The following is a 24724-nucleotide window of genomic DNA, read 5'->3' on the forward strand; positions in this document are numbered from 1 at the left end:
GAGGCTGGTCGATCGTGATGGCAACCAATATGGCGATGATTGCTACCTGGAGCTACGGGCTGACCGGACTGCTGGCCGCCTTCCTGGCGCTCTATCTGGCGTCGGGTTGGCGCGTCGGCGGACGCAGCCGCGCGATGTTCCTGGCGGTCAGCCTGTGTGCCGTATGGGGGCTGCTGGGGATGGCTTTTGCGCTGACCCACAACGTCGTCTTCCTCGCCGGCAGCATGCTCGCCGATGCCTTGCGCTTCGGTGGCTGGTATCTGTTCCTGATCCTGTTGATGAAGCCGGAGCCGGGTGACGGTGCGCCGGCGCGCGTGCGTGTCGGCTGGTTGGGTGGCATCGCCCTGCTGCTCGTCGTCGTTGGTTTCGGCGCACAGCTCCTGGTGGTCACCGGCACTGACCTGCTCCTGCCCGCGCAGCGCCTGTCGCTATTCGCGTCGCTGGCGATGAGCGTCTTCGGTCTGGTCCTCCTCGAGCAACTGTTCCGCAACGTCTCGCCCGACTTTCGCTGGAGTATCAAGCCGCTGTGTCTGGGCCTTGGGGGCACTTTTCTGTTCGATCTCTACCTTTACTCCGACGCGCTGTTGTTCAATCAGGTCGACGCCGACGCCTTCAGTATCCGTGGTTTTGCGCACGCGGTGAGTCTGCCGATGGTCGCTCTGTCGGCGATCCGCAGCCACGACTGGAAGCGCCGTCTGGTGATGTCGCAGCGTGCCGCCATGCAGTCGGCAACCCTGGTCATCGTCGGCATCTATCTGTTGTTCATGGCTTCCGCCGGCTATTACGTTCGCTTGTTCGGCGGCGAATGGGGGCGGGCCCTGCAGTTGGCGCTGCTCTTTGCTGCCCTGCTGGTGCTCGTCGCACTGACCTTTTCGGGGTCCATGCGTGCGCGCTTGCGGGTCCAGGTTGGCAAGCACTTCTTCAGCTACCGCTATGACTACCGTGAGGAGTGGCTGCGCTTCACGCAGACGCTTTCCTCGCAAGGGGGATTCTCGGGAATGGGCCGTCACGCCGTGCGCGGCCTGGCCGACATGGTCGAGAGTCCCGGCGGTGCGCTGTGGTTGAAGGATCCTTCGGGGCGTTTCTTTGCCCAGGCCGCGTGCTGGAACATGCCCGTTTCGGCGGCCACGGAGGATGATGGCAGTCCTTTGTGCAGGTTTCTGATCGATAGCGGCTGGGTGATCAATCTTGAGGAGTATCGCTCGCTGCCGCGGCGCTATGATGGCCTCGCCCTGCCGTCGTGGCTGGTCGAAGTGCCGAACGCATGGCTGGTTGTGCCGCTGACCACCGGCAACGAGCTGATCGCCTTTGTCGTGCTGGCCACGGCACGGGCCCGAATCGACGTGAACTGGGAGGTCAACGACCTGCTGAAAACGGCTGGCCGGCAGGCGGGAGCGTTTCTTGGCCAGATGCAGGCCAGCGAAGCGCTGCTTGAAGTGCGCAAGTTCGACTCCTTCAACCGCATGTCGGCTTTTGTCGTCCATGACCTGAAAAATATCGTCGCCCAGTTGTCGTTGATGATCAAGAACGCTGAACGCCACCGCGACAACCCGGAATTTCAGAAAGACATGCTGATGACCGTCGAAAACTCGGTCGAGAGAATGCGCCAGTTGATGTTGCAGCTGCGCGAGGGCGCAACGCCGCTTGACAGCCCCCGCGGCATCGATCTGGCTGACGCGGTGCGCCGCATCCAGACCGCCAAGTCGGGTCAGGGACGCGAGGTCGAACTGACCATCGAGGAAAAGCTCGTCGCCCGCGGCCACGAAGACCGTATCGAGCGCGTCATCGGCCATCTCGTCCAGAACGCGCTGGAGGCGACGGACCCGACTGGGCGCGTGTGGATCCGCCTGGCCAGGCAAGGGAACTATGCGCTGGTCGAGGTGGGTGACAGCGGCCACGGGATGAGTCCGGAATTCGTTCGCGAGCGCCTGTTCAAGCCTTTTCAGACGACCAAGCCGACCGGCATGGGAATTGGTGCCTACGAGAGTTTTCAGTACGTGCACGAGTTGGGCGGCAAGCTGTCGGTCGACAGCGCTGTCGATGTCGGTACGCAGGTGGCCCTGCTCTTGCCGTTGTTCGACGCGGGCTCGACAAAGAACTCCGCTGATTTGCCCGAGGAGTCGGAATGAGTTCCGAAAAGCTACCCCATCTGCTCATCGTCGAAGATGATCGGGCGTTGCAGAAACAGATTCGCTGGGCTTTCGACCAGTACGAGACCCTGACTGCCGATGACCGCGAGAGTGCTCTGGCGCAGATACGCCGCTTCCAGCCACCGGTGGTGACCATGGACCTCGGCTTGCCACCCGATGCCGACTCCGTTTCCGAGGGCTTCAAGCTGCTCGAGGAAGTCCTGACCCTGGCGCCGGACACCAAGGTCATCGTTCTCACCGGCCAGAACGATCGCGCCAATGCCTTGCGGGCGATTGCCCTCGGAGCATACGACTTCTTTGCCAAGCCCTTCGAGATCGAAATGCTCGGCCTGACCATCGATCGTGCCTACCGCCTGCATGAACTGCAGCAGGAAAACAAGCGACTGCAATCGATGCAGCAGCCCGATGTGCTGTCCGGCCTGCTCACTCGCGACCCCGCGCTGCTGCGCGTTTGCCGAACCATCGAGCGGGTATCGAGCAGTGATGCGACGGTCTTGCTGCTTGGCGAAAGTGGAACCGGCAAGGAAATCCTGGCGCGCGCGGTACACGAGTCGTCCACGCGGCGTGGCGAACGCTTCGTGGCCATCAACTGCGCAGCGATTCCGGAGAACCTGCTGGAAAGCGAGCTGTTCGGTTACGAGAAGGGCGCTTTTACCGGCGCCGCACGAATGACTCCGGGCAAGATCGAGACCGCCAACAACGGTACCCTGATGCTCGACGAGATCGGCGATCTGCCGCATTCGCTGCAGGCCAAACTGCTGCGTTTTCTGCAGGAGCGTGTCGTCGAGAGGATCGGCGGGCGGCAGGAGATTCCGGTCAATGTGCGCATCGTCTGCGCCACGCACCAGAACCTGAAATCCCTGATCACCGACGGGGGGTTTCGTGAGGATTTGTACTATCGCCTTGCCGAAATTGTGGTAAATATCCCTCCCTTGCGGGAACGCTCCGGGGATCCCGCCTTGTTGGCGCATGCTTTTGTCAGACGCTTCGCCGAGGAACAGAATCGCGGCGCGATGACCCTGCGCGAAGATGCCACCCGGGCGATCGAAGCCCACCGCTGGCCGGGCAATGTGCGTGAACTCGAAAATTGCATCAAGCGGGCGGTCATCATGGCCGATGGCAATCAGATCACCGCCGACGACATCGGCTTATCCACCGCGCAACCGCCGGAAGCGACGCCGCTGGATCTGCGCCAGGCGCGCGACGAAGCCGAGAGGCGGGTGATCATCACCGCCATGGCGCGTGCCGACGGGAACGTGGTCAAGGCCGCTGAACTGCTTGGCGTCAGCCGCCCGACGCTGTACGACCTGATGCATCGATTTGGACTCAAGTAGACTAATTGCCAATTTTTACCACTCCGTGGGGATACCTATGAATACGCGTGACTCATCAATGCAGCGGTTGCGTAAAGCGACCGTTTCGGGTTTGCTGGCCACTCTGCTCCTGGTTGGATGTGGCGGCGAGAAACCGGAAGCCATGCTCGCATCGGCCAAGGAGTACCTGGCCAAGCACGATGCCAAGGCCGCTACCATCCAGCTGAAGAACGCTCTGCAGCAGAAACCGGACCTGGCCGAAGCGCGATTTCTTCTCGGCAAGGCGCTGCTCGAGGCCGGCGACGCGACCGGCGCCGAGGTCGAATTGCGCAAGGCCAAGCTCTACCAGTATCCTGCCGACGAGGTGACGCCGGCTCTTGCGCGCAGCATGCTGGCGCTGGGGCAGGCCGACAAGGTGACCGACGAATTCGCCAACGCCGACCTGTCCACGGCGCAGGCCAAGGCCGACCTGCAGACGTCGCTGGCGACGGCCTACCTGATGCAAAACAAGCCGGTGCAGGCCGAAACGGCTTATGCGGCCGCCGTCGCGGCGCAACCGGGCTACGGCCCGGCGCTGCTTGGCCAAGCCGGGCAGAAGGCGAGGAAGGGCGAGCTGCCGGCCGCGCTGGTGCTGGTCGACTCGGCGATCGAGAAGTCGCCGGACCTCTACGACGCCTGGCAATTCAAGGGCGACGTCCTGTCGTCCCAGGGCGACTCGGCGGGCGCCATGCTGGCGTATCGGAAGGCCCTGGAGCTGCGGCCAACCTACCTGCCAGCGCATGCGGCGATCGTCAGGCTGTTCATGGCCGACGGCAAACTCGCCGAGGCGGGGCAACAGATCGCGGCGATGAAGAACATCGCTCCGACCCATCCGCAGACGACCTATCTGTCGGCCTTGATGGCTTACCAGCAAAAGGACTTTCCGGCGGCCAGGGAATCCATCCAGCAGATGTTCAAGTTCGCGCCCGACAGTCCTCTCGGCCTGCAGTTGGCCGGCCTCATCGAGTACGAGCTGAAGGCCTATCCGCAGGCCGAGATTTACCTGCTCAAGGCGCTTCCGAGCACGCCCGAGCTGGGGATCGCGCGGCGCGTGCTGATTGCCAGTTACCTGCGCAGCTCGCAGCCCGGCAAGGCGCTGAGCGTTCTCACGCCGGTGCTCGGCAAGATCGACAAGGATTCGAACATGCTGGCGCTGGCCGGCCAGGTCTATGTTCAGAACGGCGAGATCGACAAAGGGGGTGAATACTTCGCCAAGGCTGCCGCGCTCGACCCGCAGAATGCCGGCAAGCGGACCTCGCTGGCGATGGTCAATCTGGCGCAAGGCGAGAGCGAGGTGGCCTTCCGCGACCTCGAGCAGGTTGCCGCTGCCGACCCGGGCAACCGCGCCGACCTGGCCCTGATTGCCGCGCACCTGCAGCGTCGTGAGTTCGACGCTGCCCTCAAGGCCATCACCAGCATGGAGAAGAAGCAGCCCGATGACCCGCTGGTGCATAACCTGCGCGGCACGGCACTGCTCGGCAAGCACGACCTGGCTGGCGCGCGGGCGAGTTTCGAGAAAGCTCTGGCCGTGAATGCGGCGTTCTATCCGGCAGCGGCCAACCTGGCCAATCTGGATATCGTCGAGAAAAAGCCCGCCGACGCCAAGAAGCGCTTCGAAGCGGTGCTCGCCAAGGATCCCAAGAGCATGCAGGCGCTTCTCGCTCTCGCGCAGATGCGAGCCAAGGAAGGCGGCTCGACCGAGGACGTTGCCGCCCTCATCAATCGGGCGATGGCGGCAAACCCGACCGAGTCCGCACCGCATCTCGGCCTGATCGGTCTCTATCTCGGCAAGAACGACACCAAGAGTGCGCTTTCCGCGGCCCAGAATGCAGTCGCCGTGTTGCCCAACGAGGCCGAGATCCTGGACGCTGCCGGACGTGCCCAGCAGGCCGCCGGAGAGTTCAACCAGGCGCTCGCCACCTACGGCAAGCTGGCCGCGCTCAAGCCTGACCTGCCATTGCCCTATCTGCGCATGGCCGAAGTCGAAGTTGCGGCAAAGAACAAGGACGCGGCTTTGCAGAGCCTGCACAAGGCCTTGAAGGTCATGCCCGATTCGCTCGAGGCACAGCGCGGAATCATCATGCTCGAACTCGACGCCGGTCGCCTGCCGGAGGCGGTCGCCGTCGCTCGTGCGGTGCAGAAGCAGCGGCCGAAGGAGCCTGTCGGCTACATTTTCGAGGGCGATGCCTACGCCGCGAAGCGCTCGTGGACGGACGCCGCAACGGCCTACCGGGCCGGTCTCACGCAGATTCCCGCGGCGACCGAGCTTGCCGTCAAGCTGCACGTGGCCATGTCCGCGGGTGGAAATGCTGCCGAGGCGGACAGGTTTGCTCAGACCTGGCTCAAGGATCACCCCAAGGATGGTCGCTTCCGCCTGTATCTGGCCGAGGCGGATACCGCCCGCAAGGACTATGCCGCAGCCGCCAAGCAATATCGCATCCTGCTCGATGCCCAGCCGGACAACGCCGCGGTGCTCAACAACATGGCCTGGGTGGCCGGTCAGTTGAAGGATCCGAAGGCCGTCGATTATGCCGAGAAAGCGAACAAGTTGGCACCCAAGCAGCCGGCCGTGATGGATACTCTCGCTGTCCTGCTGATGGAAAAGGGCGACAAGGCGCGCGGGGTGGCGCTGCTCAAGGAAGCGGTGGAACTGGCTCCGCAGGCGTCGCTGATCCGTTTCAATTATGCCAAGGCGCTGATCAAGGCCGGACAGAAGAAGGAAGCCAGGAGCGAGCTTGAGCAGCTTGCCAAGCTGGGCGACAAGTTTGCGGCGCAGGCCGAAGTCAGCGACCTGCTCAAGGGGCTCTGAGCGCAAACGTCTGGCAATCGATGATCGTGAAAGGATGACAAGTAAATGACTACCGTTGCTGTGGTTGGTTTGGGTTACGTGGGTTTGCCGCTGGCAGTCGAGTTCGGCAAGCTGCGGCGGACCATCGGTTTCGACCTCTCAGCGAGCAAGATTGCGCATTACCGGCAGCACCTCGATCCGACCGGCGAAGTCAGCAGCGCCGACCTCAAGGCCGCTGCACACCTGGAGGTGGGTACCGATCCGGCGGCATTGGCGGAAGCCGATTTCGTGATTGTCGCCGTCCCCACGCCGGTCGACGAGGCGCATCGGCCGGATTTCGGGCCTCTGGTCGGCTCGTCGGAAGCGGTCGGCAGGAACCTCAAGCGCGGTGCGACGGTCGTTTTCGAGTCGACGGTTTACCCCGGTGCAACCGAGGAAGTCTGCATCCCGATCATCGAGAAGTTCTCCGGAATGAAGTGGAAGGTGGATTTTTTCGTCGGTTATTCGCCCGAGCGGATCAACCCCGGCGACAAGGAGCGGACGCTGACGAAAATCGTCAAGGTCGTTTCCGGAGACACGCCGGAGACCCTCGAACGGGTCTCCGCCGTCTATTCTGAAATCATCACCGCGGGGATTTTCCCGGCCTCGAGCATCAAGGTCGCCGAAGCGGCGAAGGTCATCGAGAACACCCAGCGCGACCTCAATATTGCCTTGATGAACGAGCTGGCGATCATTTTCGATCGCATCGGCATCGATACGCTCGAGGTGCTCGAGGCGGCCGGCAGCAAGTGGAATTTCCTGCCTTTCCGTCCCGGTCTGGTCGGCGGTCACTGTATCGGCGTCGATCCCTACTACCTGACGCACAAGGCCGAGATGCTCGGTTATCACCCGCAGGTGATCAACGCCGGGCGGCGGATCAACGATGGCATGGGAAAATTCATCGCCGAGCAGACGATCAAGCACATGATTCGCAACGGCCTGCCGGTCAAGGGCGCGCCGATCATCGTCCTGGGCCTGACCTTCAAGGAGGACTGCCCGGATCTGCGCAACTCGCACGTCATTGACGTGATCCGGGAACTCGAGTCGTACGGGGCACGGGTGCTGGTGCACGAGCCGGTCGCCGACGCCGACGAAGCGCGCCACGAGTACGGTGTCGAGCTGACGCCCTGGGAGCAATTGCCGGAGGCGGCGGCAATCGTCGCCGCCGTCGCCCACCGCGAGTTCAAGCAGCGGCCGCTGGCCGACATCGCTGGCAAGCTGCAGAAAGGCGGTGTACTGGCCGACGTCAAGAGCATGTTCAGTGCGGCGCAGCTGCGTGCCCAGGGCATCACCGTGTGGCGTCTGTAATGTCTGCATTGCCGACCGCTCTTGCCGCCCTCGAGCAGCGCCTGCTGGCCCGGCGGGCACGCTGGCTGGTGACCGGCAGCGCCGGCTTCATCGGGTCGCATCTGGTCGAGAAGCTGCTCGGGCTCGGGCAAACGGTGGTCGGTCTCGATAACTTCGCCACCGGGCATCGTCGCAATATCGACGAGGTGCAGGCTCTGCTCACTCCCGAGCAGTGGCAGCTTCATCGTTTCATCGAGGCGGACATCTGCGATCCCGACGCCTGTCGCGAGGCGTGCATCGGGGTCGACTTCGTTCTTCATCAGGCGGCGCTGGGTTCGGTGCCGCGCTCGCTGGCCAATCCGCAGGCGACCAACGCCGCCAACATCGACGGCTTTCTCAACATGCTGGTCGCCGCCCGCGACGCGGGCGTCAGGCGCTTTGTCTATGCCGCGTCGAGTTCGACCTACGGTGATCATCAGGCGCTGCCGAAGGTCGAAGACACGATCGGGCGACCGCTGTCGCCGTATGCGGTGACCAAGCTGGTCAACGAGCTCTACGCGGAGGTCTTCGCTCGCTGCTACGCCTTCCCGTCGATCGGCCTGCGCTATTTCAACGTCTTCGGTGCGCGCCAGGATCCGCAGGGCGCCTACGCGGCGGTCATTCCCCGCTGGACACGGGCTCTGCTCCTCGGTGAGCCGGTGACGATCAACGGCGACGGTGAGACGAGCCGTGACTTCTGTTTCGTGGACAACGCCGTGCAGGCCAATCTGCTGGCCGCGACGAGCGACGAGCCGGCGGCGCTCAACCAGGTCTATAACGTCGCCGTCGATGACCGCACGACGCTCAATCGGCTGTTTGAAATCCTCCGCGACGCGCTTGCCGACGTTCGCCCCGACGTACGCCAGGTGCAAGCCGCTTACGGGGAGTTCCGGGCCGGTGACGTGCGCCACTCGCAGGCCGATATCGGCAAGGCCAGGCGCCTGCTCGGCTATCTCCCGAGCCACGCATTGCAGGCGGGGGTGCAAGCCGCCATGCCCTGGTATGTGTCACGCTTCGCCGTGACCGGAGGCGATGCGTGATGACCGCCTCCGTTCGCAGTCCGCTGCCAGGCTGCGCCGCAATGCTCGTTTGCGCCTTGCTCGTCGTCGCCGCGCCAGCACCGGCGGTGGCGGCGGACAAGGCTGCCGATGCCGTGCGCTGGCTGGCGTTGCGCACCGAGGCGCTGAGCTACGAGCATGGTGAAGGGGTGGCCAAGGACCCGGCGCGCGCCGCTCGTCTGTACTGTGAGGCGGCGCTGCTCGGCGACGCCGAGGCGCAGTTCAATCTTGGCTGGATGTACGCCAACGGTCGCGGCGTCGACCGCGACGACGCGCGTGCGGCGTACTTTTTCGCTCTGGCGGCAAAACAGGGGCACGCGCAGTCGCAGAAAATGCTGCGTTTCGTGGGTGAGCCGGGCGCCAAGGCGCCCGAATGCATGCGTCCGGCGCTTCTTGCCGACGACGGCCGCGATATGCTGGTTGCCCGCGGTGAAGCTCAGGAAGCGGTTTTCGGCCTGGTCCGGCAATTGGCGCCCCAGTACGGTGTCAGCCCGCGCCTGGCTCTGGCGGTCATCCGCGCCGAGTCCAACTTCAACCCGCAGGCGCTCTCGAACAAGAACGCGCAGGGCCTGATGCAACTGATCCCGGACACCTCGGCGCGCTTCAACGTCAAGCAACCGTTTGACCCGGAGCAGAATCTTCGTGGAGGTCTCGCCTATCTGCGCTGGCTGCTGGCCTATTTCGAGGGCGACGTCAGCCTGGTCGCGGCGGCGTACAACGCCGGCGAGGGTGCGGTCAATCGTTACCGCGGCGTACCGCCGTACGCCGAGACGCGCGGCTACGTGAAACGCATCATGAGTCTTTTCCAGCGCGAAGCCCATCCCTACGACGCCAGCGTGACGACGCCTTCGCCGGAGTTGCCGCGCATCCGCCTGACCCAGGGAAGCTAGGAAAGCGGGCGCGCCGACGCGCGGCGCTGCCGGCTGCCCGCTCCCCCTGGCCGCTTCCCGTGTCAGCAAGCGTCCGATCGTCGTCGAAGGAACGTGATGAGCCTCTGGTCCCGAATTCGTTTTCACTTGCGCAACCGCCTCGGCCACCTGCCGGGCAGCTTCCCCCAGCCCGCAGCCCGGGCGCGGGCAGCGGCGTTGCGCGGCTGGTCGGCCGTCGCGGCGGCCAGCTTGCTGTTTTTCATCGCGCCAGCGGCGGCGGATCTGCCCGACGTGATCGATCGCGTGAAGCCTTCGATCGTCGTCATCGGCACCTATCAGCTGACGCGCAGCCCGCAGTTCATGATGCGCGGTACCGGCTTCGTCGTCGGCGACGGCCGCCAGGTGGCGACCAATTCGCACGTCCTCCCGGACAAGATCGACGAGGCGGCCGGCGAGCGCCTGGTGATCATGGCCCGTCCAGCGGGGCCCTCACTGCAGCGGCGCGAAGCGCGCACGGTGGCGGTCGACAAGATTCACGATCTCGCCCTGCTGCGCGTCGACGGCCCGAGCATGCCGGTGCTGACGCTGCACGACTCCGATCGGGTACGCGAGGGACAGGCAGTGGCATTCACCGGTTTTCCGATTGGTGCCGTTCTCGGTCTTTCGCCGGTCACGCACCGGGGAATCATTTCGTCGATCACGCCGATCGTCCTGCCCAGCTCGAACGCCCGCAACCTCAACGCGAAAGTGATCGCTCGCTTGCGCCGGGGCAGCTTCGACATTTTCCAGCTCGACGCGACCGCCTATCCGGGCAACAGTGGTGGCCCCCTGTACGAGCTTGACCGCGGCGAAGTGGTCGGCATCATCAACATGGTCTTCGTCAAGGAGAGCAAGGAATCAACGCTGAGCAAGCCGTCGGGGATCAGTTTTGCCATTCCCTCCGAGTACCTGAGCGACCTGCTGCGCGAAGCCAGGCAATAGTCGCGGCGCAGTCGGGAATCGCGCTGGCTGCGCCGGCTTCTGGTAGCATGCGCGCTGCTTCCGACGATCCGCGCATGACCGCCCTGCTTTCCGACGTCTTCTCTGCCGATGGCCCGCTGGCCAGCGGTGTTCCCGGCTATCGGCTGCGCACTCAGCAGCTCGAACTGGCCGAGCGCATCGCCGCCGCGATGGCCGACAATAGCGTGCTGATCGCCGAAGCGGGCACCGGCACCGGCAAGACCTATGCCTATCTGGTTCCGGCGCTGCTCTCGGGCGGCAAGGTGATCGTGTCGACGGGCACCAAGAACCTGCAGGACCAGCTCTTCTCGCGCGACATTCCGACCATCCGCAAGGCGCTCAAGGCGCCGGTCAAGGTGGCGCTGCTCAAGGGCCGCGCCAACTACCTCTGTCACTATCATCTCGAGCGAGCGCTGGCCGACGGCCGTTTCCTGTCGCGCGACGATGCCGCCTATGCGCGGCACATCGCCCGCTTCGCCAAGCAGACGCGCAGCGGCGACAAGGCCGACTGCGCCGACGTTCCCGAGAACGCGACGGTGTGGGGGATGGTCACCTCGACGCGCGACAATTGCCTCGGGCAGGACTGCCCGCAGCACAAGGAATGCTTCGTCCTGGCGGCGCGCCGCGAAGCGCTGGCCGCCGACCTGGTGGTGGTCAACCATCACCTGTTCTTTGCCGACGTGATGCTGCGTGACGAAGGAACGGCCGAGTTGCTGCCGGCGTGCAACACGGTAATCTTCGACGAAGCGCATCAGCTACCGGAAATCGCCAGCCTGTTTTTCGGCGAGAGCGTGTCGACGGCGCAGTTCGGCGAGCTGGCTCGTGATACCCAGATCGCTGCTCTGGCGTCGGCGCGCGACTGCCTCGACCTTCCCGGGCTGTGCGCCAGCCTGGAAAAGGCGGCGCGCGACCTGCGTCTGACGCTGCCGGTGGAGCCGGCGCGTTTCGCGCTCCTGCAACTCGAGGGAAGGGCTGGCTTCGAGAGTGGCGTCGCCGGCGTGGTCGACGGACTCGAAGCGCTGGCCGGTTTGCTGGAAACGCAGGCGCAGCGTTCCGAGGGCCTGGACAGCTGCTGGCGGCGTGCCGGCGAATTGCTGCTGCGCGTGCGCAACTGGCAAAACGGCGGGCAGAACGGCGCCCACGCCGATTTCGTCCGCTGGGGGGAAACGCATAGCCACAGCCTGCAGCTCAACGCGACGCCGCTGGTGATTGCCGAGATCATGCAAAAGCAGATGAGCGGCCATCCGCGGGCCTGGATATTCACCTCGGCGACGCTTGCCGTGCAGGACGATTTCAGCCACTACTGCGCCGAGATGGGGCTTGCCGACGCCAGTTCGGCGCGTTGGGAGAGCCCCTTCGACTACGCGCGTCAGGCCTTGCTGTACGTGCCGAAAGGTCTCCCCGAGCCGAACAGCCACGGCTACAGCGAAGCAGTGGTCAAGGCCGCCTTTCCCTTGCTCGAGGCCAGTCACGGGCGGGCGTTCTTTCTGTGCACCTCGCTGCGCGCGATGCGGCGAACGCATGAACTGCTTGGCGAACAGCTCGAGCGGGCAGGACTCGACCTGCCTTTGCTGCTGCAGGGCGAGCGCAGCAAGAACGAGCTGCTGGAGCGCTTTCGCCGCCTCGGCAACGCCATCCTGATCGGCAGCCAGAGCTTCTGGGAAGGCGTCGACGTGCGCGGCGAAGCCCTGTCGCTGGTGGTCATCGACAAGCTGCCCTTTGCCCCGCCCGACGATCCGGTGCTCTCGGCGCGCATCGAGCGCATGAAGAGCGCCGGCCGCAATGCCTTCATGGAGTATCAGTTGCCGCGCACGGTGATCAACGTCAAGCAGGGCGCCGGGCGCCTGATTCGCGACGAGAGCGATCGCGGCGTGTTGATGATCTGCGACCCGCGCCTGATCAGCAAACCCTACGGCAAGCGCATCTGGCGCAGCCTGCCACCGATGAAGCGCAGTCGCGATGTCGAAGAGGCGCTGGCCTTCTTCGCCTCGCCAGCGGTGGCGGGCAGTTGATGGCCGCGCCCCTGCCGCCGGCGGTGGCCGAGCTGATGCCCGCCGACTGCGCCGCCGCAGCCGAGTGGCTCAATCGCGGCTGCGCGTGCATTTCCGTCGATCACCCGTCGCTGAAGCGGGCGCTCGAAGAAGGCCAGGGGAGCGTCTCGCATGCCGAACTCCTGGCGACGCGGCCACACCTGTTCTCCGACAGCGTCGTCTTTGTCAGCGAAGCGCACCTGTTGCGCATGGCGCAGACCATTGCCGCTCTCGAGCGCGTGCTGCGGCTGCCCGCGTATCGCGAGCGGGTGCTCGCCTACGCGCCGGCCATCGCCCGCCATTCACCGGCCGCCGCGGGCGTCTTCCTCGGCTACGATTTTCACCTCGGGCCGGACGGTCCGCAGCTGATCGAGGTCAATTCGAATGCCGGCGGGGCACTGCTCAACGCCCGTCTCTTGCGTGCCCAGCGGGCCTGCTGCGCTCCGGTGGCGAAAATGATGCCTGCCCCGCGTCCGCTGGAGGCGGCTTTCGTCAACATGTTTCGCGAGGAGTGGCGGCTGGCGCGAGGAAAGTCTCCCGAACAGCCGCTGACGCGCGTCGCGATCGTCGATACCCGCCCCCGCGAGCAGTATCTGGCGCCCGAGTTCGAGCTCTTCCGCGAGTTGTTCGAAGCGCATGGCATCGCGACGGTGGTTGCCGACCCGGAAGAGCTTTCCTTTGACGGCGAGCGTCTCGCGTGTCGCGGCGCGACCGTCGACCTGGTCTACAACCGGCTGACCGACTTCGCGCTTGCCGAGGCGCAGCATGCAGCGCTGCGTGCCGCCTATCTGGCCGACGCGGTGGTCCTCACCCCGCATCCACAGATGCACGCGCTGTATGCCGACAAGCGCAATTTGGCGCTGCTCGGTGACGAGCAATGGCTGGCGCAGATCGGCGTCGGCGAGCACGATCGGCGGCTCCTGGCGAGCAGTATTCCGCGTACCGAGGAGGTCCTGCCAGCCGCGGCCGAAGCGTTCTGGAACAGTCGCAAGCAATGGTTCTTCAAACCGGCGGCCGGTTTTGGCAGCAAGGCGGCCTATCGGGGCGACAAGATCACCCGCCGCGTTTTCGCCGAGATCGCGCGCGGCGGCTACGTCGCGCAGGCACTGGTCGCGCCATCCGAGCGCCACCTGCTGGTCGATGGCGTTGGCCAGGATTTCAAGCTGGACCTGCGCAACTACGTCTACCGGGGCGAGGTACAGCTGCTTTCCGCACGCCTCTACCGTGGCCAGACGACCAATTTCAGGACCCGCGGTGGCGGTTTTGCGGCGGTGCTGCCGGTGTCTTGTCAGGATTCTTCCGGAGGCTGTCGATGAAGGTTTTCGCGGTCGCCGGCTACTCCGGTTCGGGCAAGACGACGCTGCTCGAAAAGCTGTTGCCACAGATGACGGCGCGCGGTCTGCGCGTCTCGGTGATCAAGCACACGCATCACGATTTCGATATCGATCGTCCGGGCAAGGACTCTTTCCGGCACCGCCAGGCGGGCGCCGGCGAGGTCTTGCTGGCCAGCAGTTCGCGCTGGGTGCTGATGAACGAGTTGCGCGGCGCTCGCGAGCCGTCGCTGGCCGAATATCTGGCCCGCTTTTCGCCGTGTGATCTGGTTCTCGTCGAGGGTTTCAAGGACGAGGCGGTGCCGACGCTGGAGGTCTATCGGCCGGCCAACGGCAAGCCGCCGCTGTGGCCGGCGCATCGCCAGATCGTCGGCGTGGCCTCCGACCAGCCGCTGCCGCCGGGTTTTCCCGCCGGCCTGGTGGCGCTGGACCTGAACGACACGCCGGCGATTGTCGGCTACATTCTCGATACCGTTGAACTGAGGGGAGCGAGCCATGCTGTCTTTTGATCAGGCGCTGTCGCAGTTGCTGGGCGCGGCGTCGGCGCTTGCCGAAGCGAGCTCGCTGCCGACCCTGGCCGCCGCCGGCCGCGTGCTGGCGCAGGCGCAGCGGGCACCGATCGACGCGCCGCCGCTCGATAATTCGGCGATGGACGGCTACGCCGTCGCCGTCTCCGACGTCCGCCAGGTGCCGACACGCCTGTCGGTGGCGCAGCGCATCCCGGCGGGCAGCGTCGGCAGCCCCTTGCAGCCGGGAAGCGCCGCGCGGATTTTCACCGGCGCCGCGATCCCGGCCGGCGCCGACGCCGTGGTCATGCAGGAACTCTGCCAGCACGTCGCCGGCGAAGTGACGATCAATCATCTGCCCGAAGCTGGCGACCACATTCGCCGTGCCGGCAGCGACATCGCCGCGGGCAGCGAGATTCTCGCCGCCGGCCAGCGCCTGCGGCCGCAGGACACGGCGCTGGCCGCGTCCGTGGGGATCGCTTCTCTGCCGGTGTTGCGGCGCCTGCGGGTGGCCGTTTTCTTCACCGGCGACGAACTGCGCATGCCCGGCGAGGCGCTGCAGGAAGGGGCGATCTACAACGCCAACCGGTTCCTGTTGACCGGTTTGCTGGACGCCCTGGGCTGCGAGGTGCGCGATCACGGGCAGGTGCCCGACGACCTCGTTGCGACCCGGCAGGCGCTGCGCGCGGCGGCGCTGGACAGCGATCTGATCCTCACCTCGGGGGGCGTTTCCGTCGGCGACGAGGATCACGTCAAGGCCGCTGTCGAAGCCGAAGGTCGGCTCGAGATGTGGAAAATCGCCATCAAGCCGGGCAAGCCACTGGCCTTCGGTCAGGTCCGCGGCGTGCAGCGCGAGGTAGCCTTCATCGGCCTGCCGGGTAACCCGGTGTCGAGCCTGGTCACTTTCCTGATGCTGGTGCGGCCCTTCGTACTCAAGATGCAGGGCGTTCGCCGCACCGCGCCGCTGAGCTACCGCTTGCGCGCCGACGGCGAATGGGCACGGCCCGATGCGCGGCGCGAGTTCCTGCGCGCGAGGATCAACGCCGATGGCGGCGTCGAACTCTTCGCCAACCAGGGGTCGGGCGTGCTGACTTCGGCGGTGTGGGGCGATGGCCTGGTCGACAACCCGCCGCAGCAGGCGATCCGGCGCGGTGACATGGTGCGCTTCGTACCGTTTTCCGAATTGCTGAGTTGAGCCGATCGACGCCAGCGAAGAGCGTGAAGATGCTGAAGATTCTCTACTTTGCCGGTCTGCGTGAACGACTGGGACAGGGCAGCGAGGAACTCGAACTGCCGGCCGGGGTGGGCGATGTCGCGGCCTTGCGCGACCTGCTGGCCGCGCGTGGCGGCGCCTGGGAAAGCCTGGCAACGCTGCAGAACCTGCGCTACGCGGTCAATCAGCAGATGGCACGGCCGGACTCGCCCCTGCGTGCGGGCGACGAGGTCGCTTTCTTCCCGCCGGTGACCGGTGGCTGAGATGCGCATCCGCGTTCAGGAGGCCGATTTCGACGTCGGCAGCGAACTCGCCGCCCTGCGCCGGGGGAATCCGCAGATCGGCGCGCTGGCGTCCTTCGTCGGCCTGGTGCGCGATACGAACGACGGCGCCGGCGTTTGCGAAATGACCCTCGAACACTATCCGGGAATGACCGAGCAAGCGCTCGCCGAGATCGTCGCCGAAGCCCGCCGGCGCTGGGCGATCATCGACGCGCTGGTGATTCATCGCGTTGGCCGCCTGATGCCGAGCGATCAGATCGTCCTGGTCGCGGTGGCCGGCGCGCATCGCGGCGAGGCCTTCGCCGCCTGCGAGTTCATCATGGACTATCTCAAGACGCGCGCGCCGTTCTGGAAGCGCGAAGTGACGCCGGCCGGCGCACGCTGGGTGGACGCCCGCGACGCCGACGACCAGGCAGCCGAACGCTGGCGTGAGCCGGGCGCAGACTGACCGAGCCGCGCGCCGCGCTTCCCGCCCGCCGCGCAGGGCACGCAAGAAATAAGCCATCGCCTCAGCCGTGGTGTTGACTTAGCCCGGCATGCCCCCACTTGTAGCGCATGAACATAAACCTCCGAAGGAGTGCAGCATGCGTTTCGACAAACTGACGACCAAGTTCCAGCAGGCGCTGGCCGATGCCCAGAGTCTGGCGGTCGGCCACGACAACCAGCTGATCGAGCCACAGCACCTGTTGCTCGCCCTGTTGCAGCAGGACGACGGCGCCACCTCGCCGCTGCTGGCGCGTGCCGGCGTCAACGTGGCGTCGCTGAAGGCGGCGCTCGCGCAGGCGATCACCCGCCTGCCGAAAGTCGAAGGACACGGCGGCGAGGTGCAGATTGGCCGCGATCTGGGCAACCTGCTCAACGTCTCCGACAAGGAAGCGCAGAAACGCGGCGACCAGTTCATCGCTTCGGAGATGTTCCTGCTCGCGCTGTGCGACGACAAGGGCGAGTGCGCTCGCCTGGCCAAGCAGCACGGGCTGGTCAAGAAGTCACTCGAGCAGGCGGTGACCTCGGTGCGCGGCGGACAAGGGGTCGACAGTCAGGACGTCGAAGGGCAGCGTCAGTCGCTGGCCAAGTACTGCATCGACCTCACCGATCGCGCCCGTCATGGCAAGCTCGACCCGGTGATCGGGCGCGACGACGAAATCCGCCGGGCGATCCAGATTCTGCAGCGGCGGACCAAGAACAACCCGGTGCTGATCGGCGAGCCGGGCGTCGGCAAGACGGCGATCGTCGAAGGCCTGGCGCAGCGGATCGTCAATGAAGAGGTCCCGGAAACGCTCAAGGGCAAGAAAGTGATGAGTCTCGACATGGCGGCGCTGCTCGCCGGGGCCAAGTATCGCGGCGAGTTCGAGGAACGTCTGAAGGCGGTGCTCAAGGAAATCGCCCAGGAAGAGGGGCAGATCATCGTCTTCATCGACGAGCTGCACACCATGGTCGGCGCCGGCAAGGCCGAGGGGGCGATCGACGCCGGCAACATGCTCAAGCCGGCCCTCGCTCGCGGCGAACTGCATTGCGTTGGCGCGACGACGCTCGACGAATACCGCAAGTACATCGAGAAGGACGCCGCGCTCGAACGCCGCTTCCAGAAGGTGCTGGTCGACGAGCCGAGCGTCGAGTCGACGATCGCCATCCTGCGCGGCCTGCGCGACAGATACGAGCTGCATCACGGCGTCGCCATCACCGATCCGGCGATCGTCGCTGCCGCCGAGCTTTCGCAGCGCTACATCACCGACCGCTTCCTGCCGGACAAGGCGATCGACCTGATCGACGAGGCGGCGGCGCGGATCAGGATGGAGATCGACTCGAAGCCGGAAGTGATGGACAAGCTCGACCGGCGCAGGATCCAGCTCAAGATCGAGCGCGAGGCGGTGCGCAAGGAAAAGGACGAGGCATCGAAGAAGCGCATGCAGCTGATCGAGGATGAGTTGCTCAAGCTCGAGCGCGAGTACAACGACCTCGACGAGGTCTGGAAGGCTGAGAAGGCGCAGGTGCAGGGCAGTGCGCAGATCAAGGAAGAGATCGACAAACTCAAGATCGAACTCGTTCGCCTGCAGCGCGATGGCAAGCTCGACAAGGTGGCCGAGTTGCAGTACGGCAGGTTGCCGCAGCTTGAGGCGCAGCTGAAAGCGGCGGAACAGCCAAACCAGGGCGGGCAGCAGAACAAGCTGCTGCGCAATCAGGTGGGTACCGAGGAGATCGCCGAGGTCGTCTCGCGGGCCACCGGCATCCCGGTGTCGAAAATGATGCAGGGCGAACGCGAGAAGCTGCTGCTCATGGAAGAGCGCCTGCACAAGCGGGTCGTCGGGCAGGACGAGGCGGTGCGCCTGGTGGCCAACGCCATCCGCCGTTCGCGTGCCGGCCTGGCCGACCCCAATCGGCCTTACGGCTCCTTCCTCTTCCTTGGTCCGACCGGCGTTGGCAAGACCGAGCTGTGCAAGGCGCTCGCCGGTTTCCTCTTCGATTCCGACGAGCACCTGATCCGCGTCGACATGAGCGAGTTCATGGAGAAACACTCGGTGTCGCGGCTGATCGGCGCGCCGCCGGGCTATGTCGGCTACGAGGAAGGCGGCTACCTGACCGAAGCGGTACGGCGCAAGCCGTATTCGGTGATCCTGCTCGATGAGGTCGAGAAAGCGCACCCGGACGTCTTCAATGTCCTGCTGCAGGTTCTCGACGACGGTAGGATGACCGACGGGCACGGTCGCACGGTCGACTTCAAGAACACGGTGGTGGTCATGACGTCGAACCTCGGCAGCCAGATGATCCAGCAGATGGCTGGCGACGACTACCAGGTGATAAAGCTGGCGGTGATGGGCGAAGTGAAGTCGTACTTCCGGCCCGAGTTCATCAACCGTATCGACGAAGTCGTCGTCTTCCACGCGCTCGACGAGCAGCATATCAAGGCGATCGCCGGCATCCAGCTCGCCTACCTCGAAAAGCGTCTGGCTCTGCTCGAACTGCAGCTGCAGGTGGACGACAGCGCGCTGTCCGAGATCGCCGCTGCCGGCTTCGATCCGGTCTTCGGCGCCCGCCCGCTGAAGCGAGCGATCCAGTCGCAACTCGAGGACTCGCTCGCCAAGTCGATTCTCGAAGGGCGTTTCGTCGCCGGCGATACGATTCGTGCGCAATGCGAAAATGGCATCATGCGCTTCGACAAGGTATAGGCTATAGCCATGACCCAGGGCAGCGATAAGGAGCGATCATGAACCTCGTCTATGACAGTGCGCATTACGCGATCGTCGCTTATCCGGTGCAGGAAGGTTTCGAGGTGGTCGACAAGGCGGCCAGTCGCAGCCTCTTCATCCAGGGCTCGGTGGCCAGGGCCCTGCGCCGAACGCTCGACGAGATTCCCGACCACGAGCGTGACGAGGAGTCGATCGACGCCGTCCTCGACACCTATTGCGCAGGCGCTGCCCGCGCCATCGTCCTGCACTGAGGACGCGCGAGGGCGGCCGGACGGCCGCCCTCTGAGTCGGGCTCGCCTGCCGAAGGACTGGCCGCTATACTCGCGAAAGTGCGCTTCGGGCTGCGGCGAGCAGCACTGGCTCCGAGCAGAAGTCGGGGAGTGCAGCGACGGCCCCGCCCGAGTAAAACCAGCCAGCAGGCATTCGATGCCATGAACGATCTCAGCGATGCTCGACCTGTTCAACCCGCACATGTGGCGCGCGGCGGACCGTGTCCGAGCTGCCAGGCGCCGATGGCGGTGCAACATTTCCAGCGCCAGCTCAACGGCATCGTCTCGCTCGACATCTGCTTTCCCTGCCAGGGCATCTGGTTCGACGAGTTCGAAAGCGCGCAACTCGCCCCGGCCGGCGTTCTCGAACTGTTCCGCCTGCTGCACGAACACCACGCCGACCTGCGCCAGCCCTGGCGCGACATCCTGCAATGCCCGCGCTGTCGCGAACGCCTGATGCATCGGCTCGACAGCACGCGCAACGGCCGCTTTGCCTACAGCCGCTGCCCGCAGCGCCACGGTCGCTACAGCGCTTTCGCCGCGTTCATGATCGAAAAAGGTTTTGTCCGTCAGCTCAACGGCGTCGAGGTCGCCGAGCTGGCGCGGCAGGTGCAGACCATTCGCTGCTCGGGCTGCGGCGCGCCGGTCGATATTCGCCGCGATCACGTATGCACGCACTGCCGTTCGCCGATCGTCATTCTCGATCCCGACGCGGTGCAGGACGCACTCGACAACTTTGGCGAAAAGGCCAGCCGACAGCAGCATGTAAACCCGAACGCCGTCGCCGACGCGCTGCTCGCCAACGAGCGCGCCAAGTCGCTGGCGACGCGGGAAAAGCGCAAGGGCTTCCTCGAAGCCGACATCTCTGACCTGGTCATCGGCGGTATCGAGACCGTCTGGAAGCTGCTGCGGCGCTGAGTGAGCGAGTACTTGCACGCGCAGTAACGACGATGACATGCCAGTGGCCGGGTTCGCACCGGCGGCGGGTTGCCGTGGCCGCGGTACGCGCAGTTGCCGTAGGGTGATGAACGGCGAGTGTCGTGCAGCTGCCTCCGTTTCGTATCTCGCCGTCACACCCGCCCCACGCACGCTCCTCATAACGCTCGCCTTTTCTATACAGGGCGGTCTTTTTCCCGTAAAATCCATGCCCTTGCAAGACGGTGTGCGAACCCCTTTCAAAGCACGCCGGAACCAACCGATTCTGGTTTCACTGCGTATCACGTCCATCTCGTAATTCGGCGGCGCGAGCCGCCGTTTCAGTTTCAAGTGCTTTGCAATGGGTGAACCATGTCGCACCTGATGAATACCTACGCTCGCTTGCCCATCGCCTTCAGCCACGGCGACGGCAGCTGGGTGACCGATACCGACGGCAAGTGCTACCTCGATGCGCTGGCGGGTATTGCCGTGTCGACGCTCGGGCACAACCATCCGGCGCTGGTCGCGGCGATTGCTGCGCAGGCCGGCCGCATCCTGCACTCGTCGAACCTCTACCGCATTCCGCAACAGGAACAGCTGGCCGACAAGCTGGCCGCGCTGGCCGGGATGGACGAGGTCTTCTTCTGCAACTCGGGTTGCGAAGCCAATGAAGCCGCGATCAAGCTGGCGCGCTATTACGGCCATCGGCGGGATGTCGAGCGGCCGGCGATCGTGGTCATGGAGAATGCCTTCCACGGGCGTACCATGGCGACGCTTTCGGCGACCGGCAACCGCAAGGCGCAGGCTGGTTTCGAACCGCTGGTCTCGGGCTTCGTGCGTGTTCCGTACAACGACCTCGAAGCGATTCGGGCGGTGGCCAGGGCCAATCAGAACGTCGTCGCGGTGATGCTCGAAATCGTCCAGGGCGAGGGTGGTATCCATATCGCCGACGTCGATTTCCAGCGCGGCCTGCGTACCCTCTGTGACGAGAACGACTGGTTGTTGATCTGCGACGAGGTGCAGTGCGGTACCGGCCGTACCGGCACCTGGTTCGGCTTTCAGCACGCGGGTATCCGTCCGGACGTGGTGACGCTGGCCAAGGGGCTCGGCGGCGGCGTGCCGATCGGCGCCTGCCTGACGCGGGGCAAAGCGACGGGCTTGTTCAAGCCCGGCAAGCACGGGTCAACTTTCGGTGGCAACCACTTGGCATCGATCGCGGCGCTGACGACCATCGCGGTCATCGAAGAGGATGGTTTGATCGACAACGCGGTGGCCATCGGGCGCTTGATCCGCGAGGGGCTGGCGCAAGCGCTGGCAGCTTGCACGGGCGTGGTCGAGATTCGCGGTCAGGGCCTGATGATCGGCGTCGAACTCGATCGTCCCTGCGCCGAACTGGTCCTCCGCGCGCTCGACGTCGGGCTGTTGATCAACGTCACCGCCGACAGGGTCGTGCGCCTGCTGCCGCCGTTGAACTTCAGCGCCGACGACGCGCGCGAACTGGTGACCCGCCTGGGCGGACTGATTGGCGATTTTCTCGCCCCCTGATAGAGATCTGTGATGGACAGCGTCAAACATTTCCTGCAGTTCAAGGACTTCACCCGTGCCGAGTTCGATCACCTCTTCGCGCGCTCGCGCTGGATCAAGGGGCAGTTCAAGTCGTACCGAAAGTACTGGCCGCTCAGCGACCGTACGCTGGTGATGATTTTCGAGAAGGCGAGCACGCGTACCCGCCTGTCTTTCGAGGCCGGCATGCAGCAACTCGGCGGTTCGGCGATCTACCTGAACAGCCGCGATTCGCAATTGCAGCGCGGCGAGTCGGTCGAAGACGCGGCGCAGGTAATTTCGCGGATGAGCGACGTGGTCATGATCCGCACCTTCGAGCAGGCGATGATCGAGCGCTTTGCCGCCCATTCTCGCGTGCCGGTGATCAACGGCCTGACCAACGAGTATCACCCCTGCCAGATCGTCGCCGACATCTTCACCTTCATCGAGCATCGCGGTCCGATTCAGGGCAAGACGGTGGCCTGGATCGGCGATTCGAACAACGTCTGCAACACCTGGTTGCAGGCGGCCGAAGTGCTCGATTTCAACGTCCATGTGTCAACGCCGCCGGGCTACGAGGTCGAGCCGGCACGCGCCGGCCTGTATGGCACCGATCACTTCGAGTTCTACGCTGATCCGATGGAGGCCGCGCGCGGCGCCGACCTGGTGACCACCGATGTGTGGACGTCGATGGGTTTCGAAGCCGAGAACGACGAGCGTCGGCGTCACTTTGCCGACTGGCAGGTCGACGTCGACATGATGCGCGCTGCCGGACGCGAGTCCCTGTTCATGCACTGTCTGCCGGTGCATCGCGGCGAAGAAGTCGAAGCGGCGGTCATCGACGGTGGGCAGAGCGTCGTCTGGGACGAGGCCGAGAATCGCATGCACACGCAGAAGGCGCTCCTCGAGTACCTGCTTCTGGGCCGGGTCGAGACGCCAGAATCCAAATAGCTGAGTCAACACGATCAGCATCGTCAGCAGAACCAGAAAAATCAGCAGGGAAATCTCATGAGCGACGTCAAGAAAGCGGTACTGGCCTATTCCGGCGGTCTCGATACTTCGGTGATCCTGAAGTGGTTGCAGGATACCTATCAATGCGAGGTGGTGACCTTCACCGCCGATGTCGGCCAGGGGGACGAACTCGAGGCGGCGCGGCCGAAAGCGCTGCAGTGCGGCATCAAGCCGGAAACATCTATATCGACGACCTGCGCGAGGAGTTCGTTCGTGATTTCGTCTTCCCGATGTTCCGGGCGAACACCGTCTATGAAGGCGAGTACCTGCTCGGCACGTCGATCGCCCGTCCCCTGATCGCCAAGCGGATGATCGAGATCGTCGGACTGACGGCGTCCGACGCCGTCGTGCACGGGGCAACCGGCAAGGGCAACGACCAGGTGCGCTTCGAACTCGGCGCCTACGCACTCAAGCCGGACATCCGGATTATCGCCCCGTGGCGCGAGTGGGACCTGCTGTCGCGCGAGAAGCTGCTCACCTACGCCGAGAGGCACGGTATTCCGGTCGAGATGAAGCACCGCCAGGGCGGCTCGCCGTATTCGATGGACGCCAACCTGCTGCACATCAGCTACGAAGGCCGCCACCTCGAAGACCCGGCCGCCGAAGCCGAGGAGTCGATGTGGCGCTGGACGGTGTCGCCGGAAGCGGCACCCGACGCGGCCGAGTACGTCGATCTCGAATTCGAGAAGGGCGACCTGGTGGCGATCAACGGCACGCGCATGCCGGCGCACGAACTTCTCGCGTTGCTCAACCAGCTCGGTGGCAAGCACGGCATCGGCCGTATCGACCTGGTCGAGAACCGCTACGTCGGAATGAAGTCGCGCGGTTGCTACGAAACACCGGGCGGGACCATTCTGCTGCCCGCGCACCGGGCCATCGAGTCGATCACCCTCGATCGCGAAGTCGCCCATCTCAAGGACGACCTGATGGCGCGCTACGCCAGCCTGATCTACAACGGCTACTGGTGGAGCCCCGAGCGCCTCGCCCTGCAGACGCTGATCGACCACACGCAGCAGCCGGTGAATGGCTGGGTGCGGGTCAAGCTGTACAAGGGCAACGTGATCGTCGTCGGCCGCGATTCGAAAACCAATTCCCTGTTCGACTCGACCATCGCCACCTTCGAGGACGACGCCGGCGCGTACGACCAGAAGGACGCCGGTGGCTTCATCAAACTCAACGCGCTACGCATGCGCATCGCGGCAAAACTGGCGAATCGCCCACACTGATCCTGGAGATGAGCCCGCCATGTTTGGGCTGACGGAAGAGCAGATATCGGAATTTGGCATGACCTTCGGGATCGGTGCCTTCATGCTCTTCATGCTGTTCATCGTCGGCGAGATTGCCTGGAAAGCGAAAGCCGGGAGGACAGGGACGCTCATCCTGTTCTTCGTCCTGTCCTTCGGGATGCTTGGCTTCATTGCCAAGACGATCATGGAGAAAGTCTGGGGATTATGAACAGCTCGCAGTTCGACAACGTCAGCGTGGTCAAGCAGGCCAACGTCTATTTCGACGGCAAGTGCATCAGCCACACCGTGCTCCTGGCCGACGGCAGCCGCAAGACGATCGGCGTCATCATGCCCTCGTCGCTGACCTTCACCACCGGCGCCGCGGAGGTCATGGAGTGCGTCGCCGGCTCGTGCCGTGTCCGTCTCGACGGCAACGATCAGTGGCAAACCTACGCCGCAGGCCAGTCGTTCGCCGTACCCGGCGATTCGTCGTTCGATATCGTCTGCGCAGACGCTTTTCACTACGTCTGCCACTTCGCGTAGTTCTCTCCGTTCGTTTGCTGGCGATAGGCGCTATCGCTCCACGCAGGAGAAAGCCTTACCATGGCCGCACGCTCAACAACGGAGATCGTGA

Annotated in this window: 20 protein-coding genes and 1 pseudogene; all 21 read left to right on the forward strand. The window is 64.7% G+C overall.

The genetic code is table 11. The features are described from left to right. Window positions 1-17 precede the first annotated feature (17 nt). Complete coding sequence (gene prsK, locus QZ613_RS10280) at window positions 18-2129, forward strand: XrtA/PEP-CTERM system histidine kinase PrsK (protein ID WP_291868373.1); 2112 nt, start codon at window positions 18-20, stop codon at window positions 2127-2129. Next, window positions 2126-3484 (forward strand): PEP-CTERM-box response regulator transcription factor, encoded by a 1359-nt coding sequence (prsR, locus tag QZ613_RS10285; RefSeq protein ID WP_043563134.1) that lies wholly within the window; start codon window positions 2126-2128, stop codon window positions 3482-3484. The genes prsK and prsR overlap by 4 nt, the downstream gene beginning before the upstream one ends. A 37-nt stretch (window positions 3485-3521) precedes the next feature. Further along, window positions 3522-6311, forward strand: a complete 2790-nt coding sequence (gene prsT, locus QZ613_RS10290) for an XrtA/PEP-CTERM system TPR-repeat protein PrsT (RefSeq protein ID WP_291982283.1) — start codon at window positions 3522-3524, stop codon at window positions 6309-6311. Between the two features lie 45 nt (window positions 6312-6356). After that, window positions 6357-7637, forward strand: coding sequence for a nucleotide sugar dehydrogenase (locus QZ613_RS10295; RefSeq protein ID WP_043563139.1), 1281 nt, complete (start codon window positions 6357-6359; stop codon window positions 7635-7637). Next, window positions 7637-8695, forward strand: a complete 1059-nt coding sequence (locus QZ613_RS10300) for an SDR family oxidoreductase (RefSeq protein WP_291868349.1) — start codon at window positions 7637-7639, stop codon at window positions 8693-8695. The genes QZ613_RS10295 and QZ613_RS10300 overlap by 1 nt, the downstream gene beginning before the upstream one ends. Then, window positions 8695-9603: a transglycosylase SLT domain-containing protein gene (locus QZ613_RS10305; protein ID WP_291868352.1), complete on the forward strand. Its 909-nt coding sequence runs from the start codon at window positions 8695-8697 to the stop codon at window positions 9601-9603. Before QZ613_RS10300 ends, QZ613_RS10305 begins: the two co-directional genes overlap by 1 nt. A gap of 96 nt (window positions 9604-9699) precedes the next feature. After that, window positions 9700-10563, forward strand: coding sequence for a serine protease (locus QZ613_RS10310; protein WP_291982285.1), 864 nt, complete (start codon window positions 9700-9702; stop codon window positions 10561-10563). Window positions 10564-10610: 47 nt separating this feature from the next. Beyond that, the gene (locus tag QZ613_RS10315; protein ID WP_291868358.1) at window positions 10611-12593 is read left to right on the forward strand and encodes an ATP-dependent DNA helicase; all 1983 of its coding nucleotides are present in this window, start codon (window positions 10611-10613) and stop codon (window positions 12591-12593) included. After that, on the forward strand, window positions 12593-13927 hold the full coding sequence (locus QZ613_RS10320) for a hypothetical protein (RefSeq protein ID WP_291982288.1): 1335 nt from the start codon (window positions 12593-12595) through the stop codon (window positions 13925-13927). Before QZ613_RS10315 ends, QZ613_RS10320 begins: the two co-directional genes overlap by 1 nt. After that, window positions 13924-14451, forward strand: a complete 528-nt coding sequence (gene mobB / locus QZ613_RS10325) for a molybdopterin-guanine dinucleotide biosynthesis protein B (protein ID WP_291868363.1) — start codon at window positions 13924-13926, stop codon at window positions 14449-14451. Before QZ613_RS10320 ends, mobB begins: the two co-directional genes overlap by 4 nt. Further along, a complete protein-coding gene (gene glp / locus QZ613_RS10330) occupies window positions 14438-15643 on the forward strand; it encodes a gephyrin-like molybdotransferase Glp (RefSeq protein ID WP_291982289.1) in 1206 nt (401 codons plus the stop codon). Before mobB ends, glp begins: the two co-directional genes overlap by 14 nt. A 29-nt stretch (window positions 15644-15672) precedes the next feature. Beyond that, a complete protein-coding gene (moaD, locus tag QZ613_RS10335; protein WP_291868367.1) occupies window positions 15673-15924 on the forward strand; it encodes a molybdopterin converting factor subunit 1 in 252 nt (83 codons plus the stop codon). A gap of 1 nt (window position 15925) precedes the next feature. Beyond that, window positions 15926-16390 (forward strand): molybdopterin synthase catalytic subunit MoaE, encoded by a 465-nt coding sequence (gene moaE, locus QZ613_RS10340; protein ID WP_043563153.1) that lies wholly within the window; start codon window positions 15926-15928, stop codon window positions 16388-16390. 136 nt (window positions 16391-16526) lie between these two features. Continuing rightward, window positions 16527-19106, forward strand: coding sequence for an ATP-dependent chaperone ClpB (gene clpB, locus QZ613_RS10345; protein ID WP_043563154.1), 2580 nt, complete (start codon window positions 16527-16529; stop codon window positions 19104-19106). A 38-nt stretch (window positions 19107-19144) separates the two neighbouring features. After that, complete coding sequence (locus QZ613_RS10350; RefSeq protein WP_043563156.1) at window positions 19145-19378, forward strand: DUF3567 family protein; 234 nt, start codon at window positions 19145-19147, stop codon at window positions 19376-19378. A 180-nt stretch (window positions 19379-19558) separates the two neighbouring features. Further along, window positions 19559-20314 (forward strand): zf-TFIIB domain-containing protein, encoded by a 756-nt coding sequence (locus tag QZ613_RS10355; RefSeq protein ID WP_043563158.1) that lies wholly within the window; start codon window positions 19559-19561, stop codon window positions 20312-20314. 369 nt (window positions 20315-20683) lie between these two features. Further along, entirely contained in the window at window positions 20684-21856 is a 1173-nt protein-coding gene (locus QZ613_RS10360) for an aspartate aminotransferase family protein (RefSeq protein ID WP_043563161.1), read from the forward strand. 12 nt (window positions 21857-21868) lie between these two features. Further along, window positions 21869-22804, forward strand: coding sequence for an ornithine carbamoyltransferase (gene argF / locus QZ613_RS10365; protein WP_043563163.1), 936 nt, complete (start codon window positions 21869-21871; stop codon window positions 22802-22804). A 57-nt stretch (window positions 22805-22861) separates the two neighbouring features. Beyond that, window positions 22862-24090 (forward strand): annotated as a pseudogene (locus tag QZ613_RS10370) (argininosuccinate synthase). Between the two features lie 19 nt (window positions 24091-24109). Beyond that, window positions 24110-24319 (forward strand): DUF2788 domain-containing protein, encoded by a 210-nt coding sequence (locus QZ613_RS10375; protein ID WP_043563167.1) that lies wholly within the window; start codon window positions 24110-24112, stop codon window positions 24317-24319. Continuing rightward, window positions 24316-24633, forward strand: a complete 318-nt coding sequence (locus QZ613_RS10380) for a pyrimidine/purine nucleoside phosphorylase (RefSeq protein WP_043563168.1) — start codon at window positions 24316-24318, stop codon at window positions 24631-24633. The genes QZ613_RS10375 and QZ613_RS10380 overlap by 4 nt, the downstream gene beginning before the upstream one ends. Window positions 24634-24724: the final 91 nt, after the last annotated feature.

This window comes from Candidatus Accumulibacter sp. ACC005, assembly GCF_907163215.1.
In the GTDB taxonomy this organism is placed as follows: domain Bacteria; phylum Pseudomonadota; class Gammaproteobacteria; order Burkholderiales; family Rhodocyclaceae; genus Accumulibacter; species Accumulibacter regalis.

Coding starts and splice junctions, on each gene's coding strand:
- prsK (WP_291868373.1), top strand. CDS start 18: ATGGCAACCAATATGGCGATGATTGCTACCTGGAGCTACGGGCTGACC.
- prsR (WP_043563134.1), top strand. CDS start 2,126: ATGAGTTCCGAAAAGCTACCCCATCTGCTCATCGTCGAAGATGATCGG.
- prsT (WP_291982283.1), top strand. CDS start 3,522: ATGAATACGCGTGACTCATCAATGCAGCGGTTGCGTAAAGCGACCGTT.
- QZ613_RS10295 (WP_043563139.1), top strand. CDS start 6,357: ATGACTACCGTTGCTGTGGTTGGTTTGGGTTACGTGGGTTTGCCGCTG.
- QZ613_RS10300 (WP_291868349.1), top strand. CDS start 7,637: ATGTCTGCATTGCCGACCGCTCTTGCCGCCCTCGAGCAGCGCCTGCTG.
- QZ613_RS10305 (WP_291868352.1), top strand. CDS start 8,695: ATGACCGCCTCCGTTCGCAGTCCGCTGCCAGGCTGCGCCGCAATGCTC.
- QZ613_RS10310 (WP_291982285.1), top strand. CDS start 9,700: ATGAGCCTCTGGTCCCGAATTCGTTTTCACTTGCGCAACCGCCTCGGC.
- QZ613_RS10315 (WP_291868358.1), top strand. CDS start 10,611: ATGCGCGCTGCTTCCGACGATCCGCGCATGACCGCCCTGCTTTCCGAC.
- QZ613_RS10320 (WP_291982288.1), top strand. CDS start 12,593: ATGGCCGCGCCCCTGCCGCCGGCGGTGGCCGAGCTGATGCCCGCCGAC.
- mobB (WP_291868363.1), top strand. CDS start 13,924: ATGAAGGTTTTCGCGGTCGCCGGCTACTCCGGTTCGGGCAAGACGACG.
- glp (WP_291982289.1), top strand. CDS start 14,438: ATGCTGTCTTTTGATCAGGCGCTGTCGCAGTTGCTGGGCGCGGCGTCG.
- moaD (WP_291868367.1), top strand. CDS start 15,673: ATGCTGAAGATTCTCTACTTTGCCGGTCTGCGTGAACGACTGGGACAG.
- moaE (WP_043563153.1), top strand. CDS start 15,926: ATGCGCATCCGCGTTCAGGAGGCCGATTTCGACGTCGGCAGCGAACTC.
- clpB (WP_043563154.1), top strand. CDS start 16,527: ATGCGTTTCGACAAACTGACGACCAAGTTCCAGCAGGCGCTGGCCGAT.
- QZ613_RS10350 (WP_043563156.1), top strand. CDS start 19,145: ATGAACCTCGTCTATGACAGTGCGCATTACGCGATCGTCGCTTATCCG.
- QZ613_RS10355 (WP_043563158.1), top strand. CDS start 19,559: ATGAACGATCTCAGCGATGCTCGACCTGTTCAACCCGCACATGTGGCG.
- QZ613_RS10360 (WP_043563161.1), top strand. CDS start 20,684: ATGTCGCACCTGATGAATACCTACGCTCGCTTGCCCATCGCCTTCAGC.
- argF (WP_043563163.1), top strand. CDS start 21,869: ATGGACAGCGTCAAACATTTCCTGCAGTTCAAGGACTTCACCCGTGCC.
- QZ613_RS10375 (WP_043563167.1), top strand. CDS start 24,110: ATGTTTGGGCTGACGGAAGAGCAGATATCGGAATTTGGCATGACCTTC.
- QZ613_RS10380 (WP_043563168.1), top strand. CDS start 24,316: ATGAACAGCTCGCAGTTCGACAACGTCAGCGTGGTCAAGCAGGCCAAC.